Source organism: Kribbella sp. NPDC058693 (assembly GCF_042715335.1).
GTDB lineage: Bacteria > Actinomycetota > Actinomycetes > Propionibacteriales > Kribbellaceae > Kribbella > Kribbella jiaozuonensis.
In genome coordinates, this window is record NZ_JBHXSQ010000001.1 from 1,191,944 (window position 1) to 1,217,173 (window position 25,230).

Consider the following 25,230-nt stretch of genomic DNA (forward strand, 5'->3'; position numbering starts at 1 on the left):
TCGTTGTCGCCCTGGCGAGCTACTACGGGGTGGAGCGCCCGATCATGCGCCGTGGCAGACGAGACAGCCGGTACGACGTCTCACCCGCAAAGGCTGACAGCGACGCGAGCGCACAGCCGAACAGCACCGACGCCTGGACCGCAGCCGAGGTCACTCCGGCATCTCCCCCAGGCCAAGGCTGAGTTGCTGCGACCACCGTCCCAACCGACACCACCGCTGCGACCAGTCCAAGCACTGCCCGTCGAGGCAAGGCCCACGCGCACAGCGCGGCCACTGAGACTGCAGCGAGGCCGATCCAGCCCGCCATGAATGTTCCCGCCACCAGTCCGAAGCCGAGGACCGCCCAGGGGCGAAGGATCCGTCCGCCAACGAGCTGCTGCACCAGGTGATCCGAGCGCCGGGAGAACAAGGCCAGCGCGACCACCGACAGCAGAGCGAGTAGCCCCAGGAGGAGGCCGGTCCGGTAGCTGCCGTCAGGCCCGAAGCGGGCCGTCACCACCTGTGCCTGCCCAGCCGGCACGAGCCAGCCCTGCTGCCATCCGCCGACGCGGATCGGTGTGAGTCGGTGGCCGCCTGCGTCGTACGCCTGCCAGCCCTCGTTGTAGTTCTGCGCGACCGTGAGCACCGACTGCTCCGCCGCCGGCGGCACGTCGAGCTTCAACTCGGCAGGGCTCTGCCGCGACACCTTGACGCCTTGCGCCGAGGTCGCTGACCAGGCGTCGTCCGCGCTCAGCCTCAGCTCGATCGGGACCAAGCCACCGCCGGCCAGAACGTCCACGGAGTGCCGCCCAGACAGCACGGAGATCTTCGTGTCCTTACCGCAGCCGCTGAAGGTCACCGGTCGCCGCTGCAGCAGGTCCCGCACCGTCGCCGTGGCCTGCGTGCCCGCCGGTACGCCGTCAACTCGGACTCCTGGTCCGAAGCCACACGGCACCCCGATCTGACGGTTCGGATCGAGTGCCCTCCGCAGGTCCTCTGCGCCCAGCACGCGCACCTCTGCCACACCGACCGGCGCAGTCTGCGAGTAGCCGGTCGCGGAGTCGAAGTCCAGTTGTGGTCTGGTCGCGACGAAGTCGACCTGAACCAGGCGTGCCTTCCGTGCGGCGAAGCGGACATAGCCTTCGGCGTCGACCGCGCTCCGGGTCGGTGCACCACCGTCGAACCGCAGTGACACCTCAGCCGGTCGCGACGCCGTCAGATACGGATCACCGAGGAATTGCAGCCCGGTCAGGCTGCGGTCTCGAGGCAACCTCAGGGTGAGACTGGGAGCGGGATCGTCCGGATCCGCGACCCACCCCGTGCCGAGGTCCCGATCCACCGCCGCGCCCGGCCGGCCTTCCGGCGCAGCCACCGCCCGCGATGAAGCCGTCGCACTGATCCCGCCCGGCACAGCCAGCAAACGCTCCAGCGCCTCGCCGTCCTGCGGTAGAGCAGTGCCTTGCACCTGGTACGACGCGGTCTTCGGGAGCTCGATACTCCGCAGCAGCCCGGTCGGCTCCTCCGAGTCTTCGGCCTGACTCGGTCGACACAGCGGCCGGGTGTCCACGTGCAGGCAGGAGGACCGCCCGATCTGCTGGTTCCTGAACACCAGCGCGCTCGGCTGACGCGTTGACGCCGGTACCGACAACCTGTTCACGGCCAGCATCCCAGGCAGTGTCACCTCGGCGATCGATACTCCCCCGGCCTGTCTGCCATCGGTCGTCCCGATGCTCAATCGCAGCCGCTGCGTCGAGCCCGGCGGCACCGGAATGCTTTGCGGATCCCCCGATCCCGACACCACCGAGGTCAGCGAACCGGTGTCGGTCTCCACCTGCAGCGTCCGCACCGGCTCGGTCGTTGGCGGGTCCAACGAGAACTGCACGGTGAGACCATCGACCGTCCGTGGCTCCGCGAACGTCACCTCGAGCCACTCACCGCTGGCACGACCGAACCGGCCCGAGACCCACCGAGTCGCCGGGTCGCCGTCCACCGCGGCGAACGGGCCGTTGCCTGGTCCGGTGCGCAAAGTCGCATCGGCGTCGGCAGCCGACGACGACGCCCGTACGTCGACGACACCGCCGGCCCAGGTCCGCGTCGTCAGCGGTGACGCACCATCGAGTTGGTACCCGAGGACGCGTCGACCCAGTCGACCGGGATCCGAGGCTGTCAGCACCGGCGAATAGTTCTCGGCCGGACGGCCGAACGACACCTCCCGGCGTTGCAGGCCGTCGGTCTCGATCAGCGGCAGACCGTCGAGCCGCCCCGCCGCATCGGAGCTGGTGATTGCTTCCTGGTCAGCACCCATCGCGGTCAACGCAGCCGGTACATCCTCGGCCGCTCCACGGACCTCGACAAGCCGCGACCGCGGTACCAGCCGGCCGGCATCGGTCTGGCCGGCGTCGTAGATTTCCACACTCGCGTAGGGCAATCGGGTGTGACCGTCGAGCGTGACATCAGGCTGCTCGATCCGGCTCCCGGTGGGCGGGCCGAAGGACGCGACCCGCCCGATACCGGACTCGCCCAGGCTCTCGTGTACGGCGATGGTCGACGCGAGCTGCACGTCGTACCGAAGATCGTTGCGTACGACGACGTACCTCACGCCTGCCCGCTGGAGTGCCTGCTGCAGGGTCCTGTCGCCGACGCCGGAGCCAAGCCGCCGTTCGACCTCATCCAGCCATCTGGTCGCGCCCGCTGACCCCAACGGCACCGCGTCTCGCACTGCCATCGGCCGCTTCAGCAGCGCCTGGAACGGCTCGTCCTTGGTCGAACCCCAGGTGAAATCCGCGAACGACGCAGCAGGTACGACGAGGACGCTGCCGTCCCCGGGCTGGGCGTCGAGCCAAGTCGCGGCCTCACGCCAGTACCCGGGAATGGCGTCGTACCCCTCTGGTCTGGGCAGCTGACCGACGATCGCGGGAGTGGCGACGGAGACCACGAGGCAGGACACCAAGACAGGGACGACTCGGCGATGGATGCGATGGGAGACCGACCAGCTGGCCAGCCGGGCGAGCGCGTGCGCTGCGGCGAGCGTCAGCGGCAGCCGGACGACGAGCTCGAACTTGTGCGTGTTGCGAAAGGCAGCGAGCGGTCCGTCGAGTAGGTCCTGCAGTTGCGGCGCCAACGGCGAACCTGCCGCACCAGCATGGCCGAGAGTCACCAGCAGCAGGCCGACGACCAGCGATAGCTGCAGGAAGCCTCGATGCTTGAGGGATCCCATCGCCAGGCCTACGAGCCCGAGCAGCGCCACCAGTGACGTGGTGAGGATGAGCATCGGCTGCGTGACATACAGCCAGCCCGCGGGCCAACTGGGACCACCGTTGCCGGCCAGGAAGTTCAGCCACTGCGACGTACCGCGGAAGGACTCGAAGACACTGGCCATGTGGGTCGTGATCGCTGCGTTCTCGATCCAGTCCAGGAACGGCGGGCTGTATCGGCCGAGCAGCAGGAGCGGCACCAGCCACCACAACGAGACCGCTACGACGCCGACGAACCAGCTGACCGCAAGCTTCACCGTCGAGCGATCGAACCGCCTGGTGAGCAGCCACAACGCGGGCAGCACCAGAGTCGCACCGGTTGCCACCGCGTTCACTCCACCTACCAGCGCGAACGCCACGGCGGACCAACCGGCACGCCACCAGAACGAGCGCGGCCGCGGGGTGACGAGCGGTAGCAGCACCCACGGAGCCATCGCGATCGGCCAGACCTCGATGGACGTTATCGACAGCTCGCCGAGCATGCGCGGGCTCAGCGCATAGAACAACGCCGCGGCGAAGCGCGTCCACGGAACGCCGTACTGCAAGGCATTGCAGAGCTTCCAGACACCTACCAGAGCGACACAGAGGACCAGCGACCACCACAGTCGCTGGATGATCCAGTCCGGCACCGACAGCACGTCGAGCAGCCAATGGAACGGTCCCATCGGCAACAGGTAGCCGTACGCCTGATTCTGCAGCTGGCCGAACGCACCTTGTGGGTCCCACAGGTGCAAGGCCCGACCGAGGAACGCGCCAGGATCGGCAGTCAGGTCGAGCTTCGTGTCCGGGACGATCTTGCCGGGTGCCTGGTGGAAACAGAGCGCGACCAGCACCAGGCATGCAACGATGATCCGCGCCCGCCAGACCACTTCCCCCGAACCACGTCCCCCCGGTCCACTCATCGTCGCCGCAACACCAGGACGAGATTCCAGGCCACGACCTCACGCAGAACAGGCAATGCGAGTACGCCGTACGCCCACCACGGGTGGTACCTCGGCAAGGCCGCGACCAGCTCGGCACCGGGGCAACTGCGTGCCCAGCGCAGCCCCGCCGCGACCGTGATCGGGAAGAGGGATTCACCGAACTTGTTCTTCGGCGGATGACCCTGATGCCGTTCGTAGCGGCCGGCCGCGCGGTGTCCGCCGAGGTAGTGCCACGGCGAGGTCTCGTGGCCGCCGTGCGGTCCCCACCAGCCGGTGTATGACAGGAAGATCGTTCCTCCGGGCCGGGTGACCCGCACCATCTCGTCGGCCATCAGCCAAGGATCGGGGACGTGTTCGAGCACATTCGAGGAGAAGCAGATATCCACTGCGGCGTCGGCAACAGGCAGGGCCATGCCGCTTCCCAGGACAGTGCCCGGTGCGGGCTCACCCCGACCGCTGAGTTCGCCGAGGTCCGAGTCCACGGCGTAGTACGTCGCCCCGGCACGACGGAATGCATCGGCGAAGTAGCCAGGTCCGCCGCCGATGTCGAGCATCAGCGCGCCACGGACGTCGACGTACTGCGCCAGTTGCTCCGCCGAATCTCCAGCGAGCGTTTCATAGAAGCGATCCGGGTCTGTCTGCTCGACCTTGAACGCACGGAACAACCGCACCGCCCGGCCCAGATCGGCGCGCCACTCCGCGCGGCCCGTGGCGTTCGTCATCACCTGCACACGCCGGACATTAACGGAACTTCCGAGGTCTGGCGGAGATCGTTACTCCTTGGTAACGTCCCCGCCCATTACCTCGGGGGAGGTGATCACAGAGGGTGGGGCTGAGCAGGTGCGTGCGCAGAGCGTGCTGTTGCTGAACTGGCGGGACACGACCAACCCGGAGGGAGGGGGTTCCGAGCGGTATGTCGAGGAAGTCGCGAAAGGCCTTGCATTGCTGGGCTGGTCGGTGACGGTGCTGTGCGCCGCGTACCCTGGGAGTCCGCGCCAGGCGAGCCGGGAACAGGTGCGGTACGTGTACCGCGGCTCCAAGATCACGGTGTATCTGCACGGACTCCTGTATGCGTTGTTCCATCGGCCCGACTGCGTTGTCGACGTTCAGAACGGGCTGCCGTTCTTCACCCGGCTGGTGCGTCGGTCTGTCGTGGTGCTCGTCCATCACGTGCACCACGAGCAGTGGCAGGTCGTCTATCCGGGCTGGCGTGGCCGGCTGGGATGGTGGCTCGAGTCTCGCGTGGCTCCATGGTTGTACCGCGATTGTCCTTACGTGACAGTGTCTTCGGCGTCCCGCGACGAACTCACCGATCTCGGTGTCGACGGCATCGCCGTCATTCACAACGGTGCCGATCCGGCGCCGGCGCGGCAACGCCCGCAGGCCGACGTACCGACCGTGGTGTGTGTCGGCCGGCTGGTCCCACACAAGCAGCTCGAGCACGCGGTGGACGCGATCGCGCTGGCGCGCCAGGCTTTGCCGACCGCGAGGCTGATCATTGTCGGCTCCGGCTGGTGGGAGGACGAACTGCGCGAGTACGTCGAGCAGCGCCGGCTTGCCGACGCGGTCGAGTTTTGCGGCCACGTGAGCGAGGAGGACAAGCATGCGGCGTACGACGAAGCGTGGGTCCTGGCACTGCCCAGCCTCAAGGAGGGCTGGGGTCTCGTCGTCGGTGAGGCCGCGGGTCACGGCGTACCCACCGTCGCGTATCGCAGCGCAGGTGGGCCGACCGAATCCGTGCACGACGGGGTGTCGGGGATGCTCGTCGACGGCGTGAGTGACTTCGCGACCGCGATCACGGAACTGCTGCAGGACGGCACACTCCGGCGGCGGTTGTCCGAAGGAGCGTTGGCCGGCGCCGACCAGTTCACGTGGAGCGCGGCGGCGCTGGCCTTCGACCAGTTGCTGACTACTTCGAGCCGTAGTTCACGATCGGGACATCGGCCTGCCCCTGCGGCTGGCCGGCCGGCGGCGCCGGATCGTCCTTCACCTGCTGAACCACCCCGACAACTGTCGTCGTAGCCACCGCGAGCCCTGCGAGTACGGCGATTGCCGCACCGATCAGTGATCCCATGAAATACGTCCCCTCCCGGTCAAGTGAACCGAAGAGTAACAACGCCGCGCCAGGGACACCAGAGCGGCGAGCAACGTTGCTCCGGCAACCGTCCAGGCCGCGAGGATGACCACTGTCCGCCAGAGCGGATGCGGCTGCGGCGCCGGCGTACCGTCGAGCTTGTAGACGATGACCGACGGTCCGGCGAACTCTCGCTTCAGACCGCTCATCATGGTTTCCGGCAGCGGGCCGCCTGCTTCCCGATCCACCACGATCCAGCCGATCCCCTGCTGCAGCAGTACAGGTGCCGGATCTGTGCCGTCGTCGATGGATTTCCGTACGGCGCTCGCTACTGCAGCGGCCTGCGGATCCTCACCGGCGAGACGCCGGCCGCCGATGATCAGCTCGTCGGGTACGACCGAAGCCTGGTCGAAGTAGCGCGGCATCGGGTCTAGGACAGGACGACGGCCGTTCCACGACGGTGCGCGGTACGCCTCGAACGGCCACGGGACGAAGCGGCCATGGAGTGCTTGTTGGGCTTGCGACCAGTCCGCTGGATATCGCGATACGTGAAGGCCTGCGCCAGCCACGAGCCCTGGTAGCGCGGCGATCGGCAGCAGGAGTGCTGTGACACCGACAACGCGCTTCAGAGGGACGCGCTGTGCGATCGCGGCAACGGCCGCGCCGAAGCCGATCGCTTCGAGGAGCACCAACGGCCCGAGATAACGCTGGCCGTCACGGAACAGACCAACCCCGGGGACATGGGCAACCAGCTGGGCGAAAGCACTCGGCGCGATGACTCCGGCCAAGGCGATCGCTGTCGCTACCACGGCGGCCACCGAGAGGGCACGGATTGGCTGACTCCGCCTCCAGTGCAGCGCGATGCCCGCCAACGACAGCAGGAGTACGACGAACGCGAGCACCAACGAGACCGGCTCACCTCGGCTGTCCGGGACGACATCCGCATTCCAGACGCCGCCGAGAGTAAGCAGCGTCGGCAACGTCCCGCCGTACCCCTCATTGCGGGCCGCGAACGCCGTCACCGAGGCGGGGTCCGTGGGTAGGCCAACGTGCGTGAACCCTGCGACCAGCCAGGGCCCGTTCAACAGAACCGCAGCGCCCAAGAGCCAAAGCTGCTTCGCCCGCGGTCGCCAGAGCAGCATCAATCCACCGACAAGCAGACCGATAACGCCGCCGGATGCGGTCAAGGCACAGGCCGCCGATGCCAGGACGAATCCCGCCCACCCCTCTCCCCGGCGCACTCTGATCGCGGACCGCACCAGCCAGGGCAGCGCGGCGTACCCGAGAAGCAGCGCCCAAGCGCCGAGGCGCAGACGTTCTGCCACGAACGGATTCCACATGTACAACGTCGCAGCCGCCGCACCGGGCAGCGCGCCGCCCCCGAGGCGAAGCTCTCGCCACAGGGCCGTCATACCGATACCGGACAGCAGCGGAATCGCGACCAGCACCAGCTTGTTCAGAACCTGGCCGCCGGCAATCTCGTCCAGCACCGCGACCACCACATCCGACGGAACCGCCCGCGGCATCGCCGCCGAAACCCCGAACAGATCAAGCCGCAACGAGAGATCCGGCACGAACACCATGTCGTAACCGACCACAAACCCCGGAACGAGCAGCGGCACCGTGACCAACAACGTAAGCAAGACAGGCCAGAGCCACGGAGCAACCCGCCTCCAACGCTCCGACACGCTTCGTCCCCCCTCTGCCACCACCGACGGCTCACGGTTACCGAGTCACACCGCCGACCTTCTCACTACGAGAAGACTTGCCGTGCGCAGTTTGGCAGGACTTAGGTCACCGCGTGGTTGCGGCGTCGCTGGACGCCGAAGGTGATCCCGAGTCCGGCGCCGGCGAGGGCGATGCCGCCCAGCGCTCCGAGCGCGACCGAAGTTGTGTCGAGTCCGTTCTCGTGATCGGCGACCGACGCAGCTCGTAGCACCTCGTATTGGGGGTCGTAGTTGGGGTAGTTGGGTGGGCCGGGGTTCGACACGGTCGCGGATGGTGTGGGCGCGGGCTGGTCAACGGCGATGGCCGGCGCGGCGGTGGCGGCGAGGGCCAGCCAGATTCCTGCGATGCTGACGGTCAGTGCGGTCAGAGCCCGGCTGGGCGGACGGCAGGCCGTGGTGGTTCGGTGTGTAGTCATGGCTCGTGGTGCTCCTGTTCTCGACTCCGGCGCGGCCGCCGTTGGTGGTGGCTCGGGTGCGTCGGACGGGTCGGTGATCCTGTTGTCGCTCGGGGCGGTATCCGGCCGGAACCTGCCGGTATCTCTGCGGTATCGCCGGGGTTGACGGGCCGAGACCCACCCCCGACAGTCGAGGTGTGGGTATCGCCGTTCTCGGCCCGCTCACCATCGAGGGGGATCACACTTCTCTGGGACGACGCGACCGCGCCGTGCTGGCTGCTTTGGCCGTGCGTCCCGGAGAGGTGCTCAGCGCCGCGGCGCTCGCCGACGCCGTGTGGGGGGAGCGGCCGCCGGCATCGTGGTCTAAGAATCTCCAGGGCTGCATGGTCCGGCTGCGCAAGAGTCTCGGCGGTAGCGCTATTGAGACCTCGCCACAGGGGTACCGCCTGGCGGTGCCGCTCGATGACATCGACGCGCGACGGTTCGAGCGTGCGGTTGGCCGTGCCCGGGAGTTGCTGGCGGCCGGGGACTCGGAACGGTCGGCAACGGTCCTTGCGGATGCGTTGATGCTGTGGCGGGGACAGCCGCTCGATGAGCTGGACGGCTGGGATCCTGCCCGGACCGAAGCAGCGCGGCTAACCGAGCTGCACTACCAGGCTGAGGAGTTGTACGTTGAGGCCGCGTTGCGGTCCGGCCAGCACGTCCAGGTGTTGGCCAAGGCGCAGGCGCTGGTCGCCGAGGCGCAGCTGCGGGAGCGCCGCTGGGTGCTGCTGGCCACGGCGCAGTACCAGGACGGCCGGCAGAGCGAGGCGCTGCGGACAATCCGCCGGCTGCGTGCGATCTTGGACAGTGAACTGGGCCTGGATCCGAGCGCCGAGGTCGAATCGCTCGAGCAGGCGATTCTGCGACAGGACCCGTCGCTGGTTGTCGAGAGCGCACTGCCCGAGCCCAGCGTGAACTGCCCGTACCTGGGTCTGAGGTCGTACGACGTCGACGACGCCGACGGGTTCTTCGGGCGCGACGCCGACGTCGCGGCCTGCCTGCGCAAGCTCGCCGAGACGTCCATCCTGGCCGTCGTCGGGCCGTCCGGATGCGGCAAGTCCTCGCTGGTGCGAGCCGGTGTCGCGGCGTCTCTGCGCCGGGACGGCACACGGGTGGTACTGATGACGCCGGGCGCGCATCCGGTCGCCGCGCTGGCGACCGCGATCGCCGGAAAGGGTCCGGTGCCCGCGCTCCTCGTGGACCAGTGTGAGGAGGTCTTCTCGCTATGCCAGGACGCCGTTGAGCGCGACGCGTTCCTGACCGCTCTGACCGCGCACCAAGGCGTGGCGCCATTGATCCTGTCGTTCCGTGCCGACCGACTCGCCGACGTCTCGGCTCATCCTGCTTTCGCCCGTATGGCCGAACGCGGCCTGCACCTACTTGCGGGCATGGCCGAGCCCGACCTGCGGGCCGCGATCGAGCAGCCCGCCCGGTTGGCGGCGCTGGTCGTCGAACCGGGCCTGGTAGACCTGCTGGTGAACGAGGTCGCCGACCAGCCCGGTGCGCTACCGCTGATGTCGCACGCACTGGCCGAGACCTGGAGCCGCCGCGAGGGGCGCCACCTGACCGTCGCCGGGTACACAGACTCGGGCGGCATTCGGGGCGCGGTCGCGCAATCGGCTGAGCAGGTCTACGAGCGGCTCCCCACCGAGCAGCGCGGCGTGCTGCGCGACCTGCTGCTACGGCTGGTCACCCCCGGACTCGACGGCGAACCGGTCCGCAGCCGACATCCACGCCGGCTGGTCGTGACCGGCCCCGACAACGACGCCATGATCGACCGGCTGGTTGCCGCCCGACTGGTGACCAGCGACGACGGCGTCGTCGAACTCGCCCACGAATCGCTGGCCCGTGCCTGGCCACGGCTGCGGGACTGGCTCGACGACGACCTCGAGGGCCAGCGCGTCCTGCACCACCTCGCCAACGCAGCTGACTCGTGGAACGGCCTCGCCCGGCCCGACAGCGAGCTTTATCGCGGCGTCCGCCTCGCCAAAGCTCTCGACTGGCGCCAACGCACCATGCCCACGCTGACTGCCACAGAGAAGAACTTCCTTGACGCAAGCAAGCGGCTGTCCGAGGCAGAACTCCACGCCGCCGAGGACCGCGAACGCCGCCAGCTGCGGGTCAACCGCCGCCTCCGTGCGGCGCTCGGCACCGCGGCCGCGCTGATGGTGGGCGCGCTCATCGCCGGCCTTGTCGCGGTCCGCCAGGCCGACCGTGCCGAGCAGGCGGCCACCAGCGAGCTCGCCCGCGGGATCGGCGCCCGCGCGCAGCCCGTCAAGGAAATCAGCCACGCGATCCTGCTCGCGGCGCAAAGCGTCCGGCTCGCGGACACCGCAGAGACCCGAGCCCTCCTCACCGCAGCGATGAACAAGAACCCGCAGCTGATCCGGTCGATGCCCACTCCGTCCGGCCGGGCTGACTTCCTCGATGTCTCGCCCGACGGGACCAGGATCATCGCCGGAGACGGCAAGGCGACCTTGCAACTCTACGACGCCGCATCGGGACGCGTACTGCGTTCGCGCAGCGTCGTTCCGGACCGGGGCGAGCAAGTGTTCATCGGACCTCGATTCAGTCCGGACGGTCGGCTGGTCGCGGCGATCGCGTGGACCGCCGGCGAACACGCCGACTTCGTCGATGCGCACCGGGCGGTCCGATTGCTGAACGCCGACACACTCGAGCCGGTGAGCCCGCAACCTGTGCTGCCGAGCGACGTCGATCTGCTGGCCACCGGACTGGCCTTCAGCGCGAACGGCCGCTTTCTCGCCGCCGGCCTGCAGACCGTCAGCGATGGCCACGGCGGCGATGGGCATTTCGGCCTGGTGTGGGACCTGCGCGCCCCAGGCGCGATGCCACGCAGAGTGGCGTTCCCCGGCGAGACTCGGGGTGTCATGCTCAGTCCGGACGGCCGGACGATCTACGGCGAGAACCCGCTTGCGGCGTACGACGTCGCCACGGGCAGGCCGCTGTGGCGGCGACCGGAACTCGCCATCAACACCAGCGTCGACGAGTCCACGCGAGGCGAGATGTCGACCGCGCAGTTCACCGCCCTCGACGCGCGAGGCGGCCTGCTCGGGATTGTGCAGTACGAGCACCAGCCGGCAGTCGTCGCAGCGGCCGGCCTGATCGATGCACGCACCGGCAGGACGATCAAGGTGCTGCGTGGCAGTACCGGGAACGTCGCGCCGGACACCCTGATCTTCTCAGGCGACGCCAGCTTGCTGGCCGTAGCGGAGAGCAGCGGGGACATCGTCGTCTGGGACGTGGCCACCGGCACTGTGCGCGAGCGGATCACGTCCGCGGCCGCGCCACCGATCCGAGGTCTCGACTTCAGCCCGGACAACGAAACGCTGTACGCCGCCGGCCAGGACGGCCTCATCCGCGTCTACGACCTGACCGGGCGGCGGCGCTACCTCGCCCGGTCGCAGGTCGCACCCGCCCGGCATTACCTCCACGTGGTCCCGTCCGATGACGGCAGCCGGACGGCGTACCTGTGGCGTGACGGCAACCAGTCCTGGGGGAGCTTCTCCGACACCAAGACCGGCGCGATGACCGCACCCACCCGGCTTGGCGTCGGACTCCGTGACGGTTCGCCTGCACCGGTTGCCTGGCACCCCGACGGACGGCAATTCGCGGTCAACGACGAGCACTCAATCACAACCATCGATGCCTCGACCGGCAAAGTGCTCGACGAACAGGGAAACCTGAACGTGCTGTCGATGGCGTACATCGACGGCGACCGAATCCTCACCGGCGACCCGCACGGCCCCCTCATCTACGACAAGGGCCTGTGGCCCGGCGGCAGGGAGGCCGCATGGACAGCCGACTGCTGCACCGCGGCGGCTCCAGACGGCACAACCGCGGTGATCTTCCAGCACTCCCCCGACGGCACCCGCGAGCACTGGCGGAATATCCGTACCGACAACGAGACCATCGTCTCCGAGGGCGACCTGCCGCTCGGCGTCAGGGCCGCGGCCTACTCGCCGGACGGCCGAATCGTCGCCGTCACCGGAACCGGCGGCCAGGTGCTGACCATCGACACACGATCCGGCCAGTTCAAGCAGTCGCCGGCCCCTGACCGCACCGTCACGGGATTGTCGATCCACTTCTCCCAGGACGGTTCGCGACTGGTGTCGGGCGCCGCGGACGGCACCGTGAGCGTCTGGGATACACGCACGCTCGAGCAACTCGGCAGCGCGACCATCACGGCCGGCCGCGCGTCGAAGACCATTGCCCCGATCTTTGCCGAGGGCAACGACACGGTCGCCATCGCGGCGTCCGACGGTTCGGTCTACCGCTGGGACACCCGGATCGACGACACCCTCGCCTTCGCATGCAGGATGGCCGGGCGCAACCTCACCCCCGAAGAGTGGAAGGACGCCTTGGGCGACCGCTCGTACGTAAAGACCTGCCCCTGATCGCATCGCGGATAGGGTGCACGGGCTTAGTCGAACGGTGGCGGTCGACTTCGAGGCTGCCGCACTCCGAGCCCACCAGCTCGCTACTTGCTCGCCAGATCCGGCAGACAGCCGGCGTTCTCGCTGTCATCATGTCCCAAGACGCCGGGCCTGCCGGCTGGCTCGATTTTGCCTGGCACATCGGCAGAGTGGTGCGGGTCAGCGCCATCTGTCGCCGTGAGCACGTACGTAGTGCTGCCAGACGTAAGGCCACGGGGTTACCGCGAGGATGACGATGACAACTGCGCAGTTGATCGTGACCTCCTGGGTGGCTGCGTCCATGGTGCCCGCGGCTGCTTTGGGCAGTGCCACGACGGCCAGCCAGATGATCTTCCAGATGGACTCGAACAGCAGGATGGGTAGTAGCCGGACGGGGTAGCGCAGTCCGAGGAATGCCAGGAGCGACATCGCGGTGAGGATGCAGGCGACGACTCCCTCGAACAGCGGCCAGGAGTCGCTGTGGCTGATGACGGCCGGCCACTTGACGACGGCGAGACCGATGCCCATGAGGAGGTATCCGGCTCGCATGAGGTGCAGGCGGTAGAGCGGCAGGTCGGCCGGGCTCGTGTGCGCCGAAGGTGCGGTGATCGTCGCCATCGGGAGATCCTTTCCGGACTGTAGATTGCGTCGGTTGATCAGCGTCAGTGCGACTGGTGCGGGTGTGGTTGTTCGGCCGGGCTGAGCGGTTTGGCGGATCGAGTCAGGATGCGCATCCGGAGTCGGTGCAGCTGAGGCATGACGCCGTAGATCACAATCGGCACCGCGAACCGGCGTCAACCACCACAACCTTGCGGCGGGCCCGGGACAGGACCAGGGCGGCGGACAGGCCGGCGGCCCCTCCCCGATGACTACTACGTCGTACTCGCTCATGGGATCAGACTGGGTCCGCGAGGATCTCTCGCCAAGGATCGTTGCTGTTTGTGGGAATCCGCAGTGAGATGAGGTTTGTGGACCACACCTCAGGCGCCATCGCCGCCGTGCTCGAGCAGGTCGGGCCGCGGCTGCAGCGGATTCGCGCCCAGCGCGGCATCACGCTGGCCGGTCTGGCGACCACGACCGGCATCTCCAAGAGCACGCTCTCACGACTCGAGACCGGACACCGGCGACCGACCTTGGAGCTGCTGCTCGCGCTGTCGCAGGCCTACCGGGTGCCGCTGGACGACCTGGTCGACGCACCCGAGGTCGGCGACCCGCGCATCCGCCTCAAACCAGGCAAGGTCAAGGGCCGGACGGTCATCCCACTCACCCGGCAACCCGACGGCATGCAGGTGTGGAAGATCGTCATCCCGACCAGCAAGACCACCCCGGAGCCTCGAGCCCACGACGGCCACGAGTGGATCTATGTCCTGTCAGGGCACCTACGTCTCGTCCTCGGCGAACAGGACTGGGTACTCGGGCCAGGCGAGATCGCCGAGTTCGACACCCACCTGCCGCACTGGTTCGGCAGCACCGGACACGAACCGTCAGAGATCCTCAGCATCTTCGCCAGACCCGGCGAACGAATGAACCTCCGAACACCTCCAACCCCTCAGCACTAACCCAACCGCTCGCTGTCGCAGCGGTGCCAACTGGTGTTGGTCAGGCGGGTGAGGGGACCGACAGCAGGGTGGAGAGCCAGGTGAGGCGTTCAGGGAGGGGCCAGTAGTAGACCCAGGTGCCGCGGCGTTCGCAGTCGACGAGGCCGGCTTCGCGGAGGACTTTCAGGTGGTGGGAGATTGTCGGGCCGCTGACGTCGAAGTTCGGGGTGATGTCGCAGACGCAGACCTCGTCGCCGGCCGAGGCGATGATCGACATCAGCCGGAGCCGGATCGGGTCTGACAGTGCCTTGAACACCGCGGCGCCGTCCGCGGCCTGGGCCGGGTCGAGGGCGGCCTCGGAGATCGGCGTACAGCACGTGTTCAGCACGGTCAGTTCCTGTTTCGGCATGTGTCTATGTTGACTCTTGTCTAATCAGGAGGCAAGCTTCGTGATTAGACAAGTATCTAGACAGCACGGAGGACGATCGTGACAGAGCCGGTGGTAGTCATCGGAGCGGGCCCGGTGGGACTGGCCGCGGCGGCGCATCTGGCCGAACGCGGAGTCGAGTTCCTGGTGCTCGAATCGGGGCCGAGTGTCGCGGCCGCGATCGACGAATGGCGGCACGTGAAGCTGTTCAGCCCGTGGCGTTACGACATCGACAGCGCCGCGCGTCGGTTGCTCGAGGCATCGGACTGGCTCGAGCCCGACTTGGACGAACTGCCGACCGGCGGCGACCTGATCGACGACTACCTCGCGCCGCTCGCCAAGACGCTGGCCGACAAGGTTCGGTACGGCGCTGAAGTCGTCGCCGTGACGCGGGTCGGGTACGACCGGATCCGCACGGCCGGCCGGGAGACTGCTCCGTTCCTGCTGCGCCTCGCGGACGGCGACGAGGTACTGGCGTCCGCCGTGATCGACGCAGCCGGCACCTGGCGGCGTCCCAACGTCCTTGGCGCATCGGGCATCCCGGCGCGCGGTGAACGCGACGTGGCCGACGCGATCTCACACGCGCTGCCGGACGTATTCGGCCGCGACCGTGAGCGCTTCGCGGGCCGTCGTACGGCGGTCGTCGGCGCCGGTCACTCCGCTGCGACCACGTTGCTCGAGCTGGGTGAGCTGGTCGACCACGAGCCGGGGACCGAGGTGCTGTGGGTCGTCCGCGGGACCGACCAGGCGCGCACGTACGGCGGCGGCGACGCGGACGAGCTTCCCGCGCGGGGAGCGCTCGGCACACGGCTCAAGCGGCTGGTGCAGTCGGGGCGCGTTGAGTTGGTGAGCAGCTTCCGCACCGAGTCTCTGGCCCGCACACCCGATGGCCACGTCGCGCTGACGGCCGGGGACCAGCAGGTTGTCGTCGACACGGTCGTGAACTCGACCGGCTTCCGCCCCGACCACGACATGGTCGGCGAGCTGCGGCTGGACCTCGACCCGATCCTCGGCTCGACGCGGGCGCTGGCGCCGTTGATCGACCCGAACCAGCACTCCTGTGGGACCGTCCCGCCACACGGCGTCGACGAACTCCAGCACCCCGAGCCCGGGTACTACGCGGTCGGCGCGAAGTCGTACGGGCGTGCGCCGACGTTCCTGCTGGCCACCGGCTACGAGCAGGCGCGTTCCGTCGTCGCCGCGCTGGCCGGCGACTGGGAAGCTGCACGTGACGTCCAGCTGAACCTGCCGGAGACCGGCGTGTGCTCGTCGAACCTCGCGTACGGCGACTCCGCCGACGAGTCCGCAGGCGGCTGCTGCGGACCGGCACCGGTCAGTCTCGAGGCGCCTGCAAGCCGCGGGCTGGCCACCGGCATCAGCGGCGGTCTGCTGACGGTCATCGACACCGAGCCGACCACGCAGTCCGGCTGCTGCAACTGATGGGAGCGACTCCGGGGCCGGCTGTCACGGCCGGCCCCGGACCGCGCCGGCTCGTCGGCTCGCTCGCCATCACACAGACCGTCGGGTACGGCGTTCTGTACTACGCCTTCAGCGTGATCCTCGGCCCGATGAGCACCGACCTCGGGATCTCGCACACCACCGCCGCGGGTGCCCTCACCACCGCCGTCCTGGTCGCGGGTCTGTTGTCGATCCCGGTCGGACGCCGGCTCGACGCCCGGGGTGGACATGCCCTCATGACGACCGGGTCGGTGGTCGGATCCGTCGCGGTGCTCGGATGGTCGCAGGTCCACAACGCGCTACAGCTGTACGTCGTATTCGTCTTCGTCGGCGTTGCCTCAGCGATGGTGCTGTACGAGCCGGCGTTCGCTGTCGTCGTGGCAGCCACGGACCCGCAGCGGCGAGCGAGAGCGCTGCTGGGCATCACACTCGTCGCCGGATTCGCCAGCTCGATCTTCATCCCGCTCACCGGGCAGCTGGTCGACCGGATCGACTGGCGGCCGGCGCTCGTCGTACTCGCGATCGCGCTGGCAGCACTCACCATCCCCCTCCACGCGATCGGCCTGCGCCGCACGGCCGCCGCCCCGCATCACGACCGACACCTCCGCCGCTCGACCTGGGTACTACGTGATCCCGCCTTCTGGTTGCTCGCAGCAACCTTCGTACTCCACGGCGCCGCACTGGCCGTGATCGCCGTACACCTGGTCCAGTACCTGATCACCCTCGGCCATCCAGCCGTCGTCGCCGCCAGGCTCGCCGGCCTGCTCGGGCTGCTGTCGGTGACCGGCCGCGTCGTCACCACCCTCTCGACCCGATGGTTGCCGATGACCACGATCGTCGGACTCATCCTCGTCGGGCAAGGCGCGGCGATGTCCCTGCTGCCGGTCGTCGGGCGGCACCTGCTCGGCGCGATCGCCTGCCTCGTCCTGTTCGGCCTCGGCTTCGGGGTCGCCTCGATCGCAACCCCGGCGATCCTCCTCCAGCGGTACGGCGCCACCGGCTACGGCACGATCGCGGGCACGCTGGCCGCACCGATCCTGATCGCCAAGGCCACCGCACCACTCGGCGGTGCGCTGCTTGCCGCCGCACTGGGCTACCGGACGCTCGTCCTGCTGGTCGCCGCGGCGTGCGCACTCGCAGGTCTACTGCTCCTCGCGGTACAGCGGATTCCCGTCATCCGACGCTGACCGGCTATCGGGCTGCCAGCCAGCCTTGCGCGGCAAGCTGGATCGCGTCCCACGGGCTTCCGAGAGGCGGGGTGTAGGACAGGTCGAGATCGAGGAGCTGCTCGACCGACAGTCCGTTCTGCAGCGCGACGGCGTACGTGTCGACGCGCTTCGCGATCTCAGCGCCGTGCGTGCCGACCAGCTGAGCGCCGAGGAGTCGGCCGGTGTCGCGGTCCCCCGTCAGCCGGATCTGGATCGGAGTCGCACCGGGGTAATAGCGCTTGTGGTCGTCCGCGGTCGTCTGCACCGTCAGCGGCGAGTATCCGGCCGCGCCGACATCCCGCAGACCGGTCGCGGCTACGACACGATCAAAGACGCGCACGACCTGCGTGCCGACGATTCCAGCGAACTCCTTCTGCCCACCCGCCGCGTTCTCGCCGGCCACCCGGCCCTGCTTGTGCGCGGTGGTTCCCAGCGGCACGTACGTCGGCTCGTCGAGCAGGGCATGGTGGGTATGGACGCAGTCGCCCGCGGCCCAGACATCAGGGACGTTCGTACGCATCTGCCGATCGACGACGACCGCGCCGCGCTTGTCGACCCGCACCCCGCTCGCGGCGGCGAGTGCGCTGTTCGGGGTGACGCCGCTGACCACGAGGACCGCATCGGCGGCCCACTTGGCTTCGGCGGCGACCACGGTCAGGTTGCCGGCGTCGCGCCGTACCTCGGTCACCGTCGTTCCGCAGTGCACCTCGACGCCGTGGGACTCGAGCTCGGCGCTGATCTCGTCGGCCAACTGCTGGTCGAGGGTCCGAGGGAGGACGCCGTCGAGTCGCTCCAGAACGGTGACGCCGATACCGCGGTTGGTCAGCGCCTCGGCCATCTCGATACCGATGTAGCCGGCGCCGATGATCACTACCTGCTGGGCGTCGCGCCGGCGCAGGTCGTCGTCCAGCCGGCGGGCTTCGTCCATCGTGTGAAGCAGGTGTACACCGTTGGCCGGCCCGAGAGTGTCGAGGCCGGAGATCGGCGGACGCAGCGGCACCGCGCCGGTGCCGATCACGAGCCGGTCGTACTCGAGCTCGACCTCGTCGTCCGGTGTCACGGCCGTGACGGTCTTGCGGGCGGGATCGATCGCGGTCGCGGTGTGGTTGATGCGCAGGTCGATGCCGGTGGCCACGATGTCGGCCGTCGTACGGTGGGCAAGGTCCGGCCAGTCGGCGACCTCGCCGGACAACCTGTACGGGATGCCGCAGATGGAGAAGTTCGGGTACGCGTCCGCGACCAGCATTGTGACTGTGCCGGCCGGGTCGTACTCGCGCGCCCGCAGTGCCGCGCTAATACCCGCGTCCGAACCGCCTATCACCAGAATCCGCATCGTCTCCAGCTCCTGTTGTCCGTCACGGGGCCTGTAACTCACCCACAAGCTTCTCCACCCGGTCGCGGATCTCGTCGCGGACCTGGCGTACGACCTCGATCGGCTGCCCGGCCGGATCGGTGAGCTCCCAGTCCTCGTACCGCTTGCCGGGGAACACCGGGCACGTGTCGCCGCAGCCCATCGTGACGATGACGTCGCTGGTCTTGGCGGTGTCGTACTCCAACAGCTGCGGGACGTTGCCGGTGATGTCGATCCCGACCTCGTTCATTGCCTCGACGGCGATCGGGTTGATCTGATCCCGCGGGGCCGACCCGGCCGAGCGGACCTCCACGCTGTCCCCGGCCAGGTGACGCAACCAGCCCGCGGCCATCTGGGACCGGCCGGCATTGTGCACACAGACGAACAGCACGACAGGCTTGCTCACGAAGCGACTCCAGAGTCGGTGGTGTCGGCATGCGGTACGACGACATCGGCCGCGCTGCCGAGTTTGGGATAGAGAACGACCACGAGGCCGACGCCGACGATCGCCCCGAACAGCTGGAAGAAGACGAACCCGAGCACGGATGACGGCGCGATGCCCGCGAAGGTATCGCTGAACGCGCGGCCGATGGTGACAGCAGGATTGGCGAACGACGTCGACGAGGTGAACCAGTACGCCGCACCGATGTAGGCGCCGACCGCGGCAGGCGCGAGCGCCGCTCGGCCGGACCACACCAGCGAGAAGATCAGCAGGATCAGACCGGCGGTGGCGACCGTCTCACCGATCCACAGATGCGGAGCTGATCGATCCGTTGTCGACCACGAGACCGCGGATTCGCCGTACATCAGGTTGGCCAGAATGGCCCCAGCGATCGCGCCCACAACCTGCGCCGGAATGTACGTCGCGAGCTCGCGGAGGCTCAGGCCGCTGCCGTCGTGCTTCCCGAGCCACCAATCGGCGGCGGACACGACGGGGTTGAAGTGCGCGCCCGAGACCGGTCCCAGCATCAGGATCAGCACAGCCAACCCGAGCGCGGTCGCGAACGAATTCTCGAGCAACTGCAGTCCAACATCGTTCGGCGACAACTTCGCCGCCGCGATACCGGACCCGACGACGACGGTGACCAGCAGCCCGGTCCCGATGCCCTCGGCAACTGCACGCCGCCACAATGGACTCGCGCTCACCGGCCGCTCGCTACGGGTACGGCGAGTTCACCGAGCAGCTCGCGAACGCGGCGCTCGATCTCGTCACGGATCGGGCGGATGCCGGCCACCTCCAGACCATTGGGATCGTCGAGATCCCAGTTCTCGTAACGCTTTCCAGGAAAGATCGGGCACGCGTCACCGCAGCCCATCGTGACCACCGCGTCGGCCGCACGCACGACCTCGTCGGTCCACGGCTTCGGGTACTCCGTCGAGATGTCGATGCCACGCTCGGCCATCGCCGCGATCGCGGCCGGGTTGACCTCGATGCCCGGCTCCGAACCACCCGACCATCCGACCGCCTGGTCACCGGCCAGGTGCTCGAAGAACCCCAACGCCATCTGGCTGCGTCCGGCGTTGTGCACGCACAGGAACAGCACCACCGGACGGCCGTCGTCCTGATGCCCCTCCACCTTCGCGAGTGCCGTCAGCCGCTGGCGCGCGAACCGCTCGGCCAGCAGGGGCAGGAAGTTCGGGATCGTGCTGCCGGTCGCGAACTGGTCGTAGCTCGAGTGCAGGAAGCGCTCGATCGTCTCGGCTCCGTAGTACGCGTCGAACGACTTCTTCAATCGCGTCGCTGCCGTTCGCAGCGCGAGCTGCTGATCGATCGACAGATCCTCGCGGTGATGCCACACAACGTCGGTCATGACTGCGTCCCCTTTGGTGAGACCAGTGGAGCCAGGCGATCGATCCGGCCGGCGATCTCGTCGTACGCCGCTTCGAAGGCCGCGTCCGTGTTCGTCGGCGCGGGATCAGGCACCGACCAATGCACCCGCGGTCGCGCCTCGGCCGGCAGATGCTCATACGCGATGTCGCACACCGCGATCACCAGATCCTTCGGCTTCACAACGTCGACAACTTGAGCGGTCCGCCACTTCTGCGGATCGAGCCCGCGCCGCCGCGCCACCTTCACCGCCCGCGGATGCACCCGCTCCGCAGGCCTCGTCCCCGCCGACACCGCCGGCACATGACTACGCCGCGCCCAGATCGCTGCCGCCAGCTGCGACCGCGCCGAGTTGTGCGTACACACGAACATCACCCGCGGCACGTCCGACAACGACGGACTCACCACCGACGCCAACCGCTCCGGCACCAGCCGCACATACGTCCGCCGATGATCCCCCTCCGACCGCCCGCGAACCACGAGCCCGGCCTCTTCCAACACCTTCAAGTGATGCGCCACCAGATTCGTCGGCATCTCCAACAACGCCCCCAGCTCCCCCGGCGCCGCATCCCCCACCACCAACGCATCCACAATCGCCAACCGAGCAGGATCACCGAGCGCCGCATGCACCCGCGCCCGCTCAACCAGAGAATCTCGCTCAACGTCCATTGCCTCAATACTCACTGAGCTAATCCGAACTGTCAACACGCAGGGCCCAAACCCCTCACCGTGGTCCGGCCGAGCTAGGCGCGTTCCAGCGGAAGGGAGACGTAGATCGCCGTGCCGTGCCCGGGCGGGCTGATGACGAGGATCGACCCGCCGAGAGCTTCCACTCTGTCGTGCAGACCGATCAGGCCGGAGCCGCCGCGTGGCTCCGCTCCGCCGGCGCCGTCGTCCCGGATGGACAACCGCAGCCTGCCGTCGCGCTCCTCCAGCGAGACCTCGGCGTGAGCTGCGTTGGCGTGCTTGGCCATATTCGTCAGCGCCTCGGCCACCACGTAGTACGCCGCCACCTCCAGCGGCGCCGGGTAGCGCGACTTGGCACCGATCTTCAGGACGACCGGGACCGACGAGCGCCGGGTCAGGGTTCGCAGGGCCGGGCCGAGGCCGTTGTCGACCAGGATCGCGGGGTGGATCCCCCGGGCAATCTCGCGCAGCTCGTCGACGACCTCGGTGAGCTCCTCGACGGCCTGGCCGATGCCGGACCGCACGCCAGGCAAGGAGTCGGGTACGTCGCGCTGGGCGACACGCAGTACGAGCGCCAGCGACACGAGTCGTTGCTGTGCGCCGTCATGCAGATTCCGCTCGAGCCGCCGCCGCATCTCGTCTCCGGCGGCGACTACACGTGCCCGCGACGCGGCGAGCTGTGCCCGGCTCTCCGCGTTCGCGATCGCGGTGGCAACGATCTCGGTGAACTCGACCATCCGCTGCTCGGTGGCCGGCGGGAAAGGCTCATGCTGCGACGCGATGCTGATGCCGCCCCAGCACCGCCCCTCGACGTTGATCGGACTGGCCACCGCCGACCGGACTCCCCAGCCGCGAAGGAACGGCGGCAGTTGCGGACGCAGCGTGTCGTCGACGTCGTACCGAGCAGGTTCGCCCGTCGCCTGAACGGACGCGATCGCCGACGGCGACTCGAGCATCCGGCGCTCGCCGACGCCCATCTCGCCCGCGCGCAGGCCGCGGCTGCCCATCATCGTCGCTGTTCCGTCGCTCTCGAACCGGAAGATCCCGGTGATGTCGGCGTCGGTGAGCTGACCCAGCTCCTCGGCCACCAGATCGAACACCAGCTCGGGTTCGGCCCCGCGTGCGACCAGTGTCGCCACCCGCCGCAGCGCGGCCTGCTCGTCGGCCAGTCGCCTGAGTTCGGCCCGGGCTTCGGCGTTCTCCACAGCGGTGGCAACCAGCTCGGTGAAGCGGGCGATCTGGGACTCCGTATTCGCTGCGAAGGGCTCGATGCTTCTCGTCGAGGCGGCAATGACGCCCCACACCTGTCCGGCGACCAGGATCGGGCCGCCCACCGACGAACGGATACCCAGCCCGCGGGCCTCCTCGGCGATCTCCCCGGTCGCACCCACGAAACTGTCCAGCCGGACCGGACCGCTCGTACGCCGTACCTCCCGCGCCACACTGAGTCCGAGCAGCTCGAAGCGCGTACCGACCGAGAGCCGAGCCGGCACCCTGCTCCAGGCTGCGACGCCGGTCACTGTCCCATCGGCTTCGTACCGCTCCATCCGCGCCAGATCGGCCCCGCACAGGAGCCCGACTTCCCGGGTCACCGCCTCGAAGACCGTCGCCGGCGAATCCGATTCCGCGACCAGCGTCGCGACCCGCCGCAACGCCGACTGCTCCTCGGTGAGGCGGGCCGACTCGACCGCCGCTCGTCGCGACCGCGCCGCCAGCTCGGCCACCACGAACGACGTCACCAGGAACACCCCGAGCGCCACCAGGTTCCGGAAGTCGGCGATCCAGAGCGACCCCTGGCGCGGCAGCAAGAACGCGAACGCGACCACGCTGAGGACCGAGGTGATCGCCGCCAGCCGTGCTCCCCACACCACGGCGATCGGCAGCACCGCGAGCAGATACACGACCAGCAGATTCAAGACCGGGACATACGGCTTGAGCAGCGCGACGAAGCCGGTCACGACTGCGACCAGCGCCACACCGGCCAGCAGCCCGCGCAGCCAGCGGACGCTCGGCAGTGCCAGCCGGCTCCGTGCCATCACATCGCTTCCCTCGCACACCGACGGCCGCTTGCTCGCCGCAGGCGCCCGCGGCGGACCGCCGAACCTCTCCTGATTGTGCCACCCGCTAGCAGGTACGCAGGCTTCCTCCTGGCGAGAACAGTGGATGCCGGTTGGCGGCGATGCCCGGCACCCGCCCGGCGATCGATCCTGGTCACCGTGGACAATGGACTGAAACTTGGCGCTGACGTCATCGACTACGTGCTGATCTTCGGCTACTTCGCGGTCGTGGTGCTGATCGGCTGGGCCGCCCGCCGCCGGGTCTTCGACAGCCTCGACTTCTTCTTGTCGGGCCGGTCGCTGGCCGCATGGCTCACCGGACTGGCGTTCATCTCGGCCAACCTCGGCGCCGTCGAGATCATCGGCATGTCCGCGAACGGCGCGGAGTACGGCCTGCCTACCGTGCACTACTACTGGATCGGCGCCGTCCCGGCGATGCTGTTCCTCGGTGTCGTGATGATGCCGTTCTACTACGGGTCGAAGGTGCGCAGCGTCCCCGAGTTCATGCTCCGGCGCTTCGGGCCGGGCGCTCACCTGGTCAATGCGATCAGCTTCGCCCTGGCGCAGATCCTCATTGCCGGCATCAACCTGTACCTGCTGGCCACCGTGGTCAACACGCTGCTCGGGTGGCCGCTCTGGGTCGCGCTGCTGCTCGCCGCCGCGATCGTACTCAGTTACATCACCCTCGGCGGGCTGCGGGCGGCGATCTACAACGAGGTCCTGCAGTTCTTCGTCATCGTCGCCGCACTGTTGCCGCTCACGCTGATCGGGCTGCACCGCGTCGGCGGTATCGGCGGGTTGATCGACAAGGTCAAGGTCGCCGCCGGCGGTGGCGCGGAGCAGCTCAGCTCCTGGCCCGGCAACCAGTTGTCGGGGTTCGGCAACTCGGTCCTGTCGGTGATCGGCATCGTCTTCGGTCTCGGCTTCGTGCTGTCCTTCGGCTATTGGACGACGAACTTCGTCGAGGTCCAGCGGGCGATGGCGACCCGATCGATGTCGGCGGCCCGCAGTACGCCGATCCTCGCCTCGTTCCCGAAGATGTTCCTGCCGTTCATCGTGGTGATTCCCGGGATGATCGCCGGCGTCCTCGTGCCGCAGATCGTCCAGCTCAAGGCGGGCGGCGCCCCCAGCGGGGTCACCTACAACGACTCGATCCTGCTGCTGATGGGCGACATCCTGCCGAACGGGCTGCTCGGCGTCGCGCTGGCCGGCCTGCTCGCGTCGTTCATGGCAGGCATGGCGGCCAACATCTCCGCCTTCAACACCGTCTTCAGTTACGACCTGTGGCAGCAGTACATCCGCAAGGACCGGCCCGACGGGTACTACCTGAAGGTCGGCCGGTGGGCGACCGTCGGCGCCACTGTCCTGGCCATCGGTACGGCGGCCATCGCATCGGGCTACGGCAACCTGATGAACTACCTGCAGACCCTGTTCGGGTTCTTCAACGCCCCGCTGTTCGCGACCTTCATCATCGGCATGTTCTGGAAGCGGATGACCGCGACCGCTGGCTGGGTAGGGCTGGTCGCCGGAACGGTGGGCGCTGTCGCTGTCTGGGCGGTCAACCTGGCCGGCGTGATCAACCTGCCCGGTCAGGGCGCGGCTTTCGTCGCCGCCGGGGTGGCGTTCGTCGTCGATGTCGCCGTCAGTGTCGTGGTCAGCCTGGCGACCGCTCCCAAGCCCGCGGCGGCGCTGGCCGGGCTCGTCTACTCGGAGACGCCCAAGGAGCAGCGCACCGACCCGATGGCGGGCCGGCTGACCTGGTACCGCTCGCCGACCAAGCTCGCCGGACTCGCGCTGGTGCTCGTGGTCGCGCTCAACGTGATCTTCCGCTGAGCATCGTCATCAACCG

The 25,230-nt window shown here is 68.5% G+C and carries 18 protein-coding genes and 1 pseudogene; 6 read left to right on the top strand and 13 right to left on the bottom strand.

Going from position 1 to position 25,230, the window contains the following annotated elements; all coding sequences use genetic code 11:
- Positions 1-22 precede the first annotated feature (22 nt).
- The gene (locus ACFWUU_RS05610) at positions 23-4,135 is read right to left on the bottom strand and encodes an alpha-(1->3)-arabinofuranosyltransferase family protein (RefSeq protein WP_380173002.1); all 4,113 of its coding nucleotides are present in this window, start codon (positions 4,133-4,135) and stop codon (positions 23-25) included.
- Positions 4,132-4,878, bottom strand: a complete 747-nt coding sequence (locus ACFWUU_RS05615; RefSeq protein ID WP_380173004.1) for a class I SAM-dependent methyltransferase — start codon at positions 4,876-4,878, stop codon at positions 4,132-4,134. Before ACFWUU_RS05615 ends, ACFWUU_RS05610 begins: the two co-directional genes overlap by 4 nt.
- Before the next feature lie 91 nt (positions 4,879-4,969).
- Between ACFWUU_RS05615 and ACFWUU_RS05620 the strand changes: the two genes are divergently transcribed.
- Positions 4,970-6,178 (top strand): glycosyltransferase family 4 protein, encoded by a 1,209-nt coding sequence (locus tag ACFWUU_RS05620; protein ID WP_380173006.1) that lies wholly within the window; start codon positions 4,970-4,972, stop codon positions 6,176-6,178.
- Here ACFWUU_RS05620 and ACFWUU_RS05625 read toward each other — a convergent pair.
- The 3 genes and pseudogenes from ACFWUU_RS05625 to ACFWUU_RS05635 form a co-directional block, all read right to left on the bottom strand.
- Positions 6,132-6,230: pseudogene (locus ACFWUU_RS05625) on the bottom strand (DUF2613 family protein); the annotation flags it as partial. The gene ACFWUU_RS05620 and the pseudogene ACFWUU_RS05625 overlap by 47 nt on opposite strands.
- The gene (locus ACFWUU_RS05630) at positions 6,218-7,852 is read right to left on the bottom strand and encodes a hypothetical protein (protein ID WP_380173008.1); all 1,635 of its coding nucleotides are present in this window, start codon (positions 7,850-7,852) and stop codon (positions 6,218-6,220) included. The gene ACFWUU_RS05630 and the pseudogene ACFWUU_RS05625, both read right to left, overlap by 13 nt.
- A 167-nt stretch (positions 7,853-8,019) precedes the next feature.
- On the bottom strand, positions 8,020-8,373 hold the full coding sequence (locus ACFWUU_RS05635) for a hypothetical protein (RefSeq protein ID WP_380173010.1): 354 nt from the start codon (positions 8,371-8,373) through the stop codon (positions 8,020-8,022).
- Between the two features lie 176 nt (positions 8,374-8,549).
- On the opposite strand from ACFWUU_RS05635, the gene ACFWUU_RS05640 reads away from it, so the two are divergent.
- Complete coding sequence (locus tag ACFWUU_RS05640) at positions 8,550-12,809, top strand: BTAD domain-containing putative transcriptional regulator (RefSeq protein WP_380173012.1); 4,260 nt, start codon at positions 8,550-8,552, stop codon at positions 12,807-12,809.
- Positions 12,810-13,007: 198 nt separating this feature from the next.
- Here ACFWUU_RS05640 and ACFWUU_RS05645 read toward each other — a convergent pair whose 3' ends face one another.
- Positions 13,008-13,445: a hypothetical protein gene (locus tag ACFWUU_RS05645; RefSeq protein WP_380173014.1), complete on the bottom strand. Its 438-nt coding sequence runs from the start codon at positions 13,443-13,445 to the stop codon at positions 13,008-13,010.
- Positions 13,446-13,786: 341 nt separating this feature from the next.
- Here ACFWUU_RS05645 and ACFWUU_RS05650 point away from each other — a divergent pair, with 341 nt between their 5' ends.
- Positions 13,787-14,386, top strand: a complete 600-nt coding sequence (locus ACFWUU_RS05650; RefSeq protein ID WP_380173016.1) for a helix-turn-helix domain-containing protein — start codon at positions 13,787-13,789, stop codon at positions 14,384-14,386.
- Between the two features lie 40 nt (positions 14,387-14,426).
- Here the strand turns inward: ACFWUU_RS05650 and ACFWUU_RS05655 are convergent, their stop codons facing one another.
- Positions 14,427-14,774 carry a helix-turn-helix transcriptional regulator gene (locus ACFWUU_RS05655; RefSeq protein WP_137253456.1) on the bottom strand — a complete coding sequence of 116 codons (348 nt, stop codon included), beginning with the start codon at positions 14,772-14,774 and terminating at the stop codon, positions 14,427-14,429.
- 78 nt (positions 14,775-14,852) lie between these two features.
- Between ACFWUU_RS05655 and ACFWUU_RS05660 the strand changes: the two genes are divergently transcribed.
- Complete coding sequence (locus ACFWUU_RS05660; RefSeq protein WP_380173018.1) at positions 14,853-16,232, top strand: FAD-dependent oxidoreductase; 1,380 nt, start codon at positions 14,853-14,855, stop codon at positions 16,230-16,232.
- Entirely contained in the window at positions 16,232-17,437 is a 1,206-nt protein-coding gene (locus tag ACFWUU_RS05665) for an MFS transporter (RefSeq protein WP_380173020.1), read from the top strand. Before ACFWUU_RS05660 ends, ACFWUU_RS05665 begins: the two co-directional genes overlap by 1 nt.
- A 4-nt stretch (positions 17,438-17,441) precedes the next feature.
- Here the strand turns inward: ACFWUU_RS05665 and ACFWUU_RS05670 are convergent, their stop codons facing one another.
- The 6 genes from ACFWUU_RS05670 to ACFWUU_RS05695 form a co-directional block, all read right to left on the bottom strand.
- Positions 17,442-18,791, bottom strand: a complete 1,350-nt coding sequence (locus tag ACFWUU_RS05670) for an FAD-dependent oxidoreductase (RefSeq protein WP_380173022.1) — start codon at positions 18,789-18,791, stop codon at positions 17,442-17,444.
- A gap of 22 nt (positions 18,792-18,813) precedes the next feature.
- Complete coding sequence (locus ACFWUU_RS05675) at positions 18,814-19,215, bottom strand: arsenate reductase ArsC (protein ID WP_380173024.1); 402 nt, start codon at positions 19,213-19,215, stop codon at positions 18,814-18,816.
- Entirely contained in the window at positions 19,212-19,955 is a 744-nt protein-coding gene (locus tag ACFWUU_RS05680) for an aquaporin (protein WP_380173026.1), read from the bottom strand. The genes ACFWUU_RS05675 and ACFWUU_RS05680 overlap by 4 nt, the downstream gene beginning before the upstream one ends.
- On the bottom strand, positions 19,952-20,620 hold the full coding sequence (locus tag ACFWUU_RS05685; RefSeq protein WP_380173028.1) for an arsenate reductase ArsC: 669 nt from the start codon (positions 20,618-20,620) through the stop codon (positions 19,952-19,954). Before ACFWUU_RS05685 ends, ACFWUU_RS05680 begins: the two co-directional genes overlap by 4 nt.
- Complete coding sequence (locus ACFWUU_RS05690) at positions 20,617-21,306, bottom strand: helix-turn-helix domain-containing protein (protein ID WP_380173030.1); 690 nt, start codon at positions 21,304-21,306, stop codon at positions 20,617-20,619. The genes ACFWUU_RS05685 and ACFWUU_RS05690 overlap by 4 nt, the downstream gene beginning before the upstream one ends.
- Positions 21,307-21,380: 74 nt before the next feature.
- Positions 21,381-23,360, bottom strand: coding sequence for a GAF domain-containing protein (locus tag ACFWUU_RS05695; RefSeq protein WP_380173032.1), 1,980 nt, complete (start codon positions 23,358-23,360; stop codon positions 21,381-21,383).
- Between the two features lie 180 nt (positions 23,361-23,540).
- On the opposite strand from ACFWUU_RS05695, the gene ACFWUU_RS05700 reads away from it, so the two are divergent.
- The gene (locus ACFWUU_RS05700) at positions 23,541-25,214 is read left to right on the top strand and encodes a sodium:solute symporter family protein (protein ID WP_233714592.1); all 1,674 of its coding nucleotides are present in this window, start codon (positions 23,541-23,543) and stop codon (positions 25,212-25,214) included.
- Positions 25,215-25,230 lie beyond the last annotated feature (16 nt).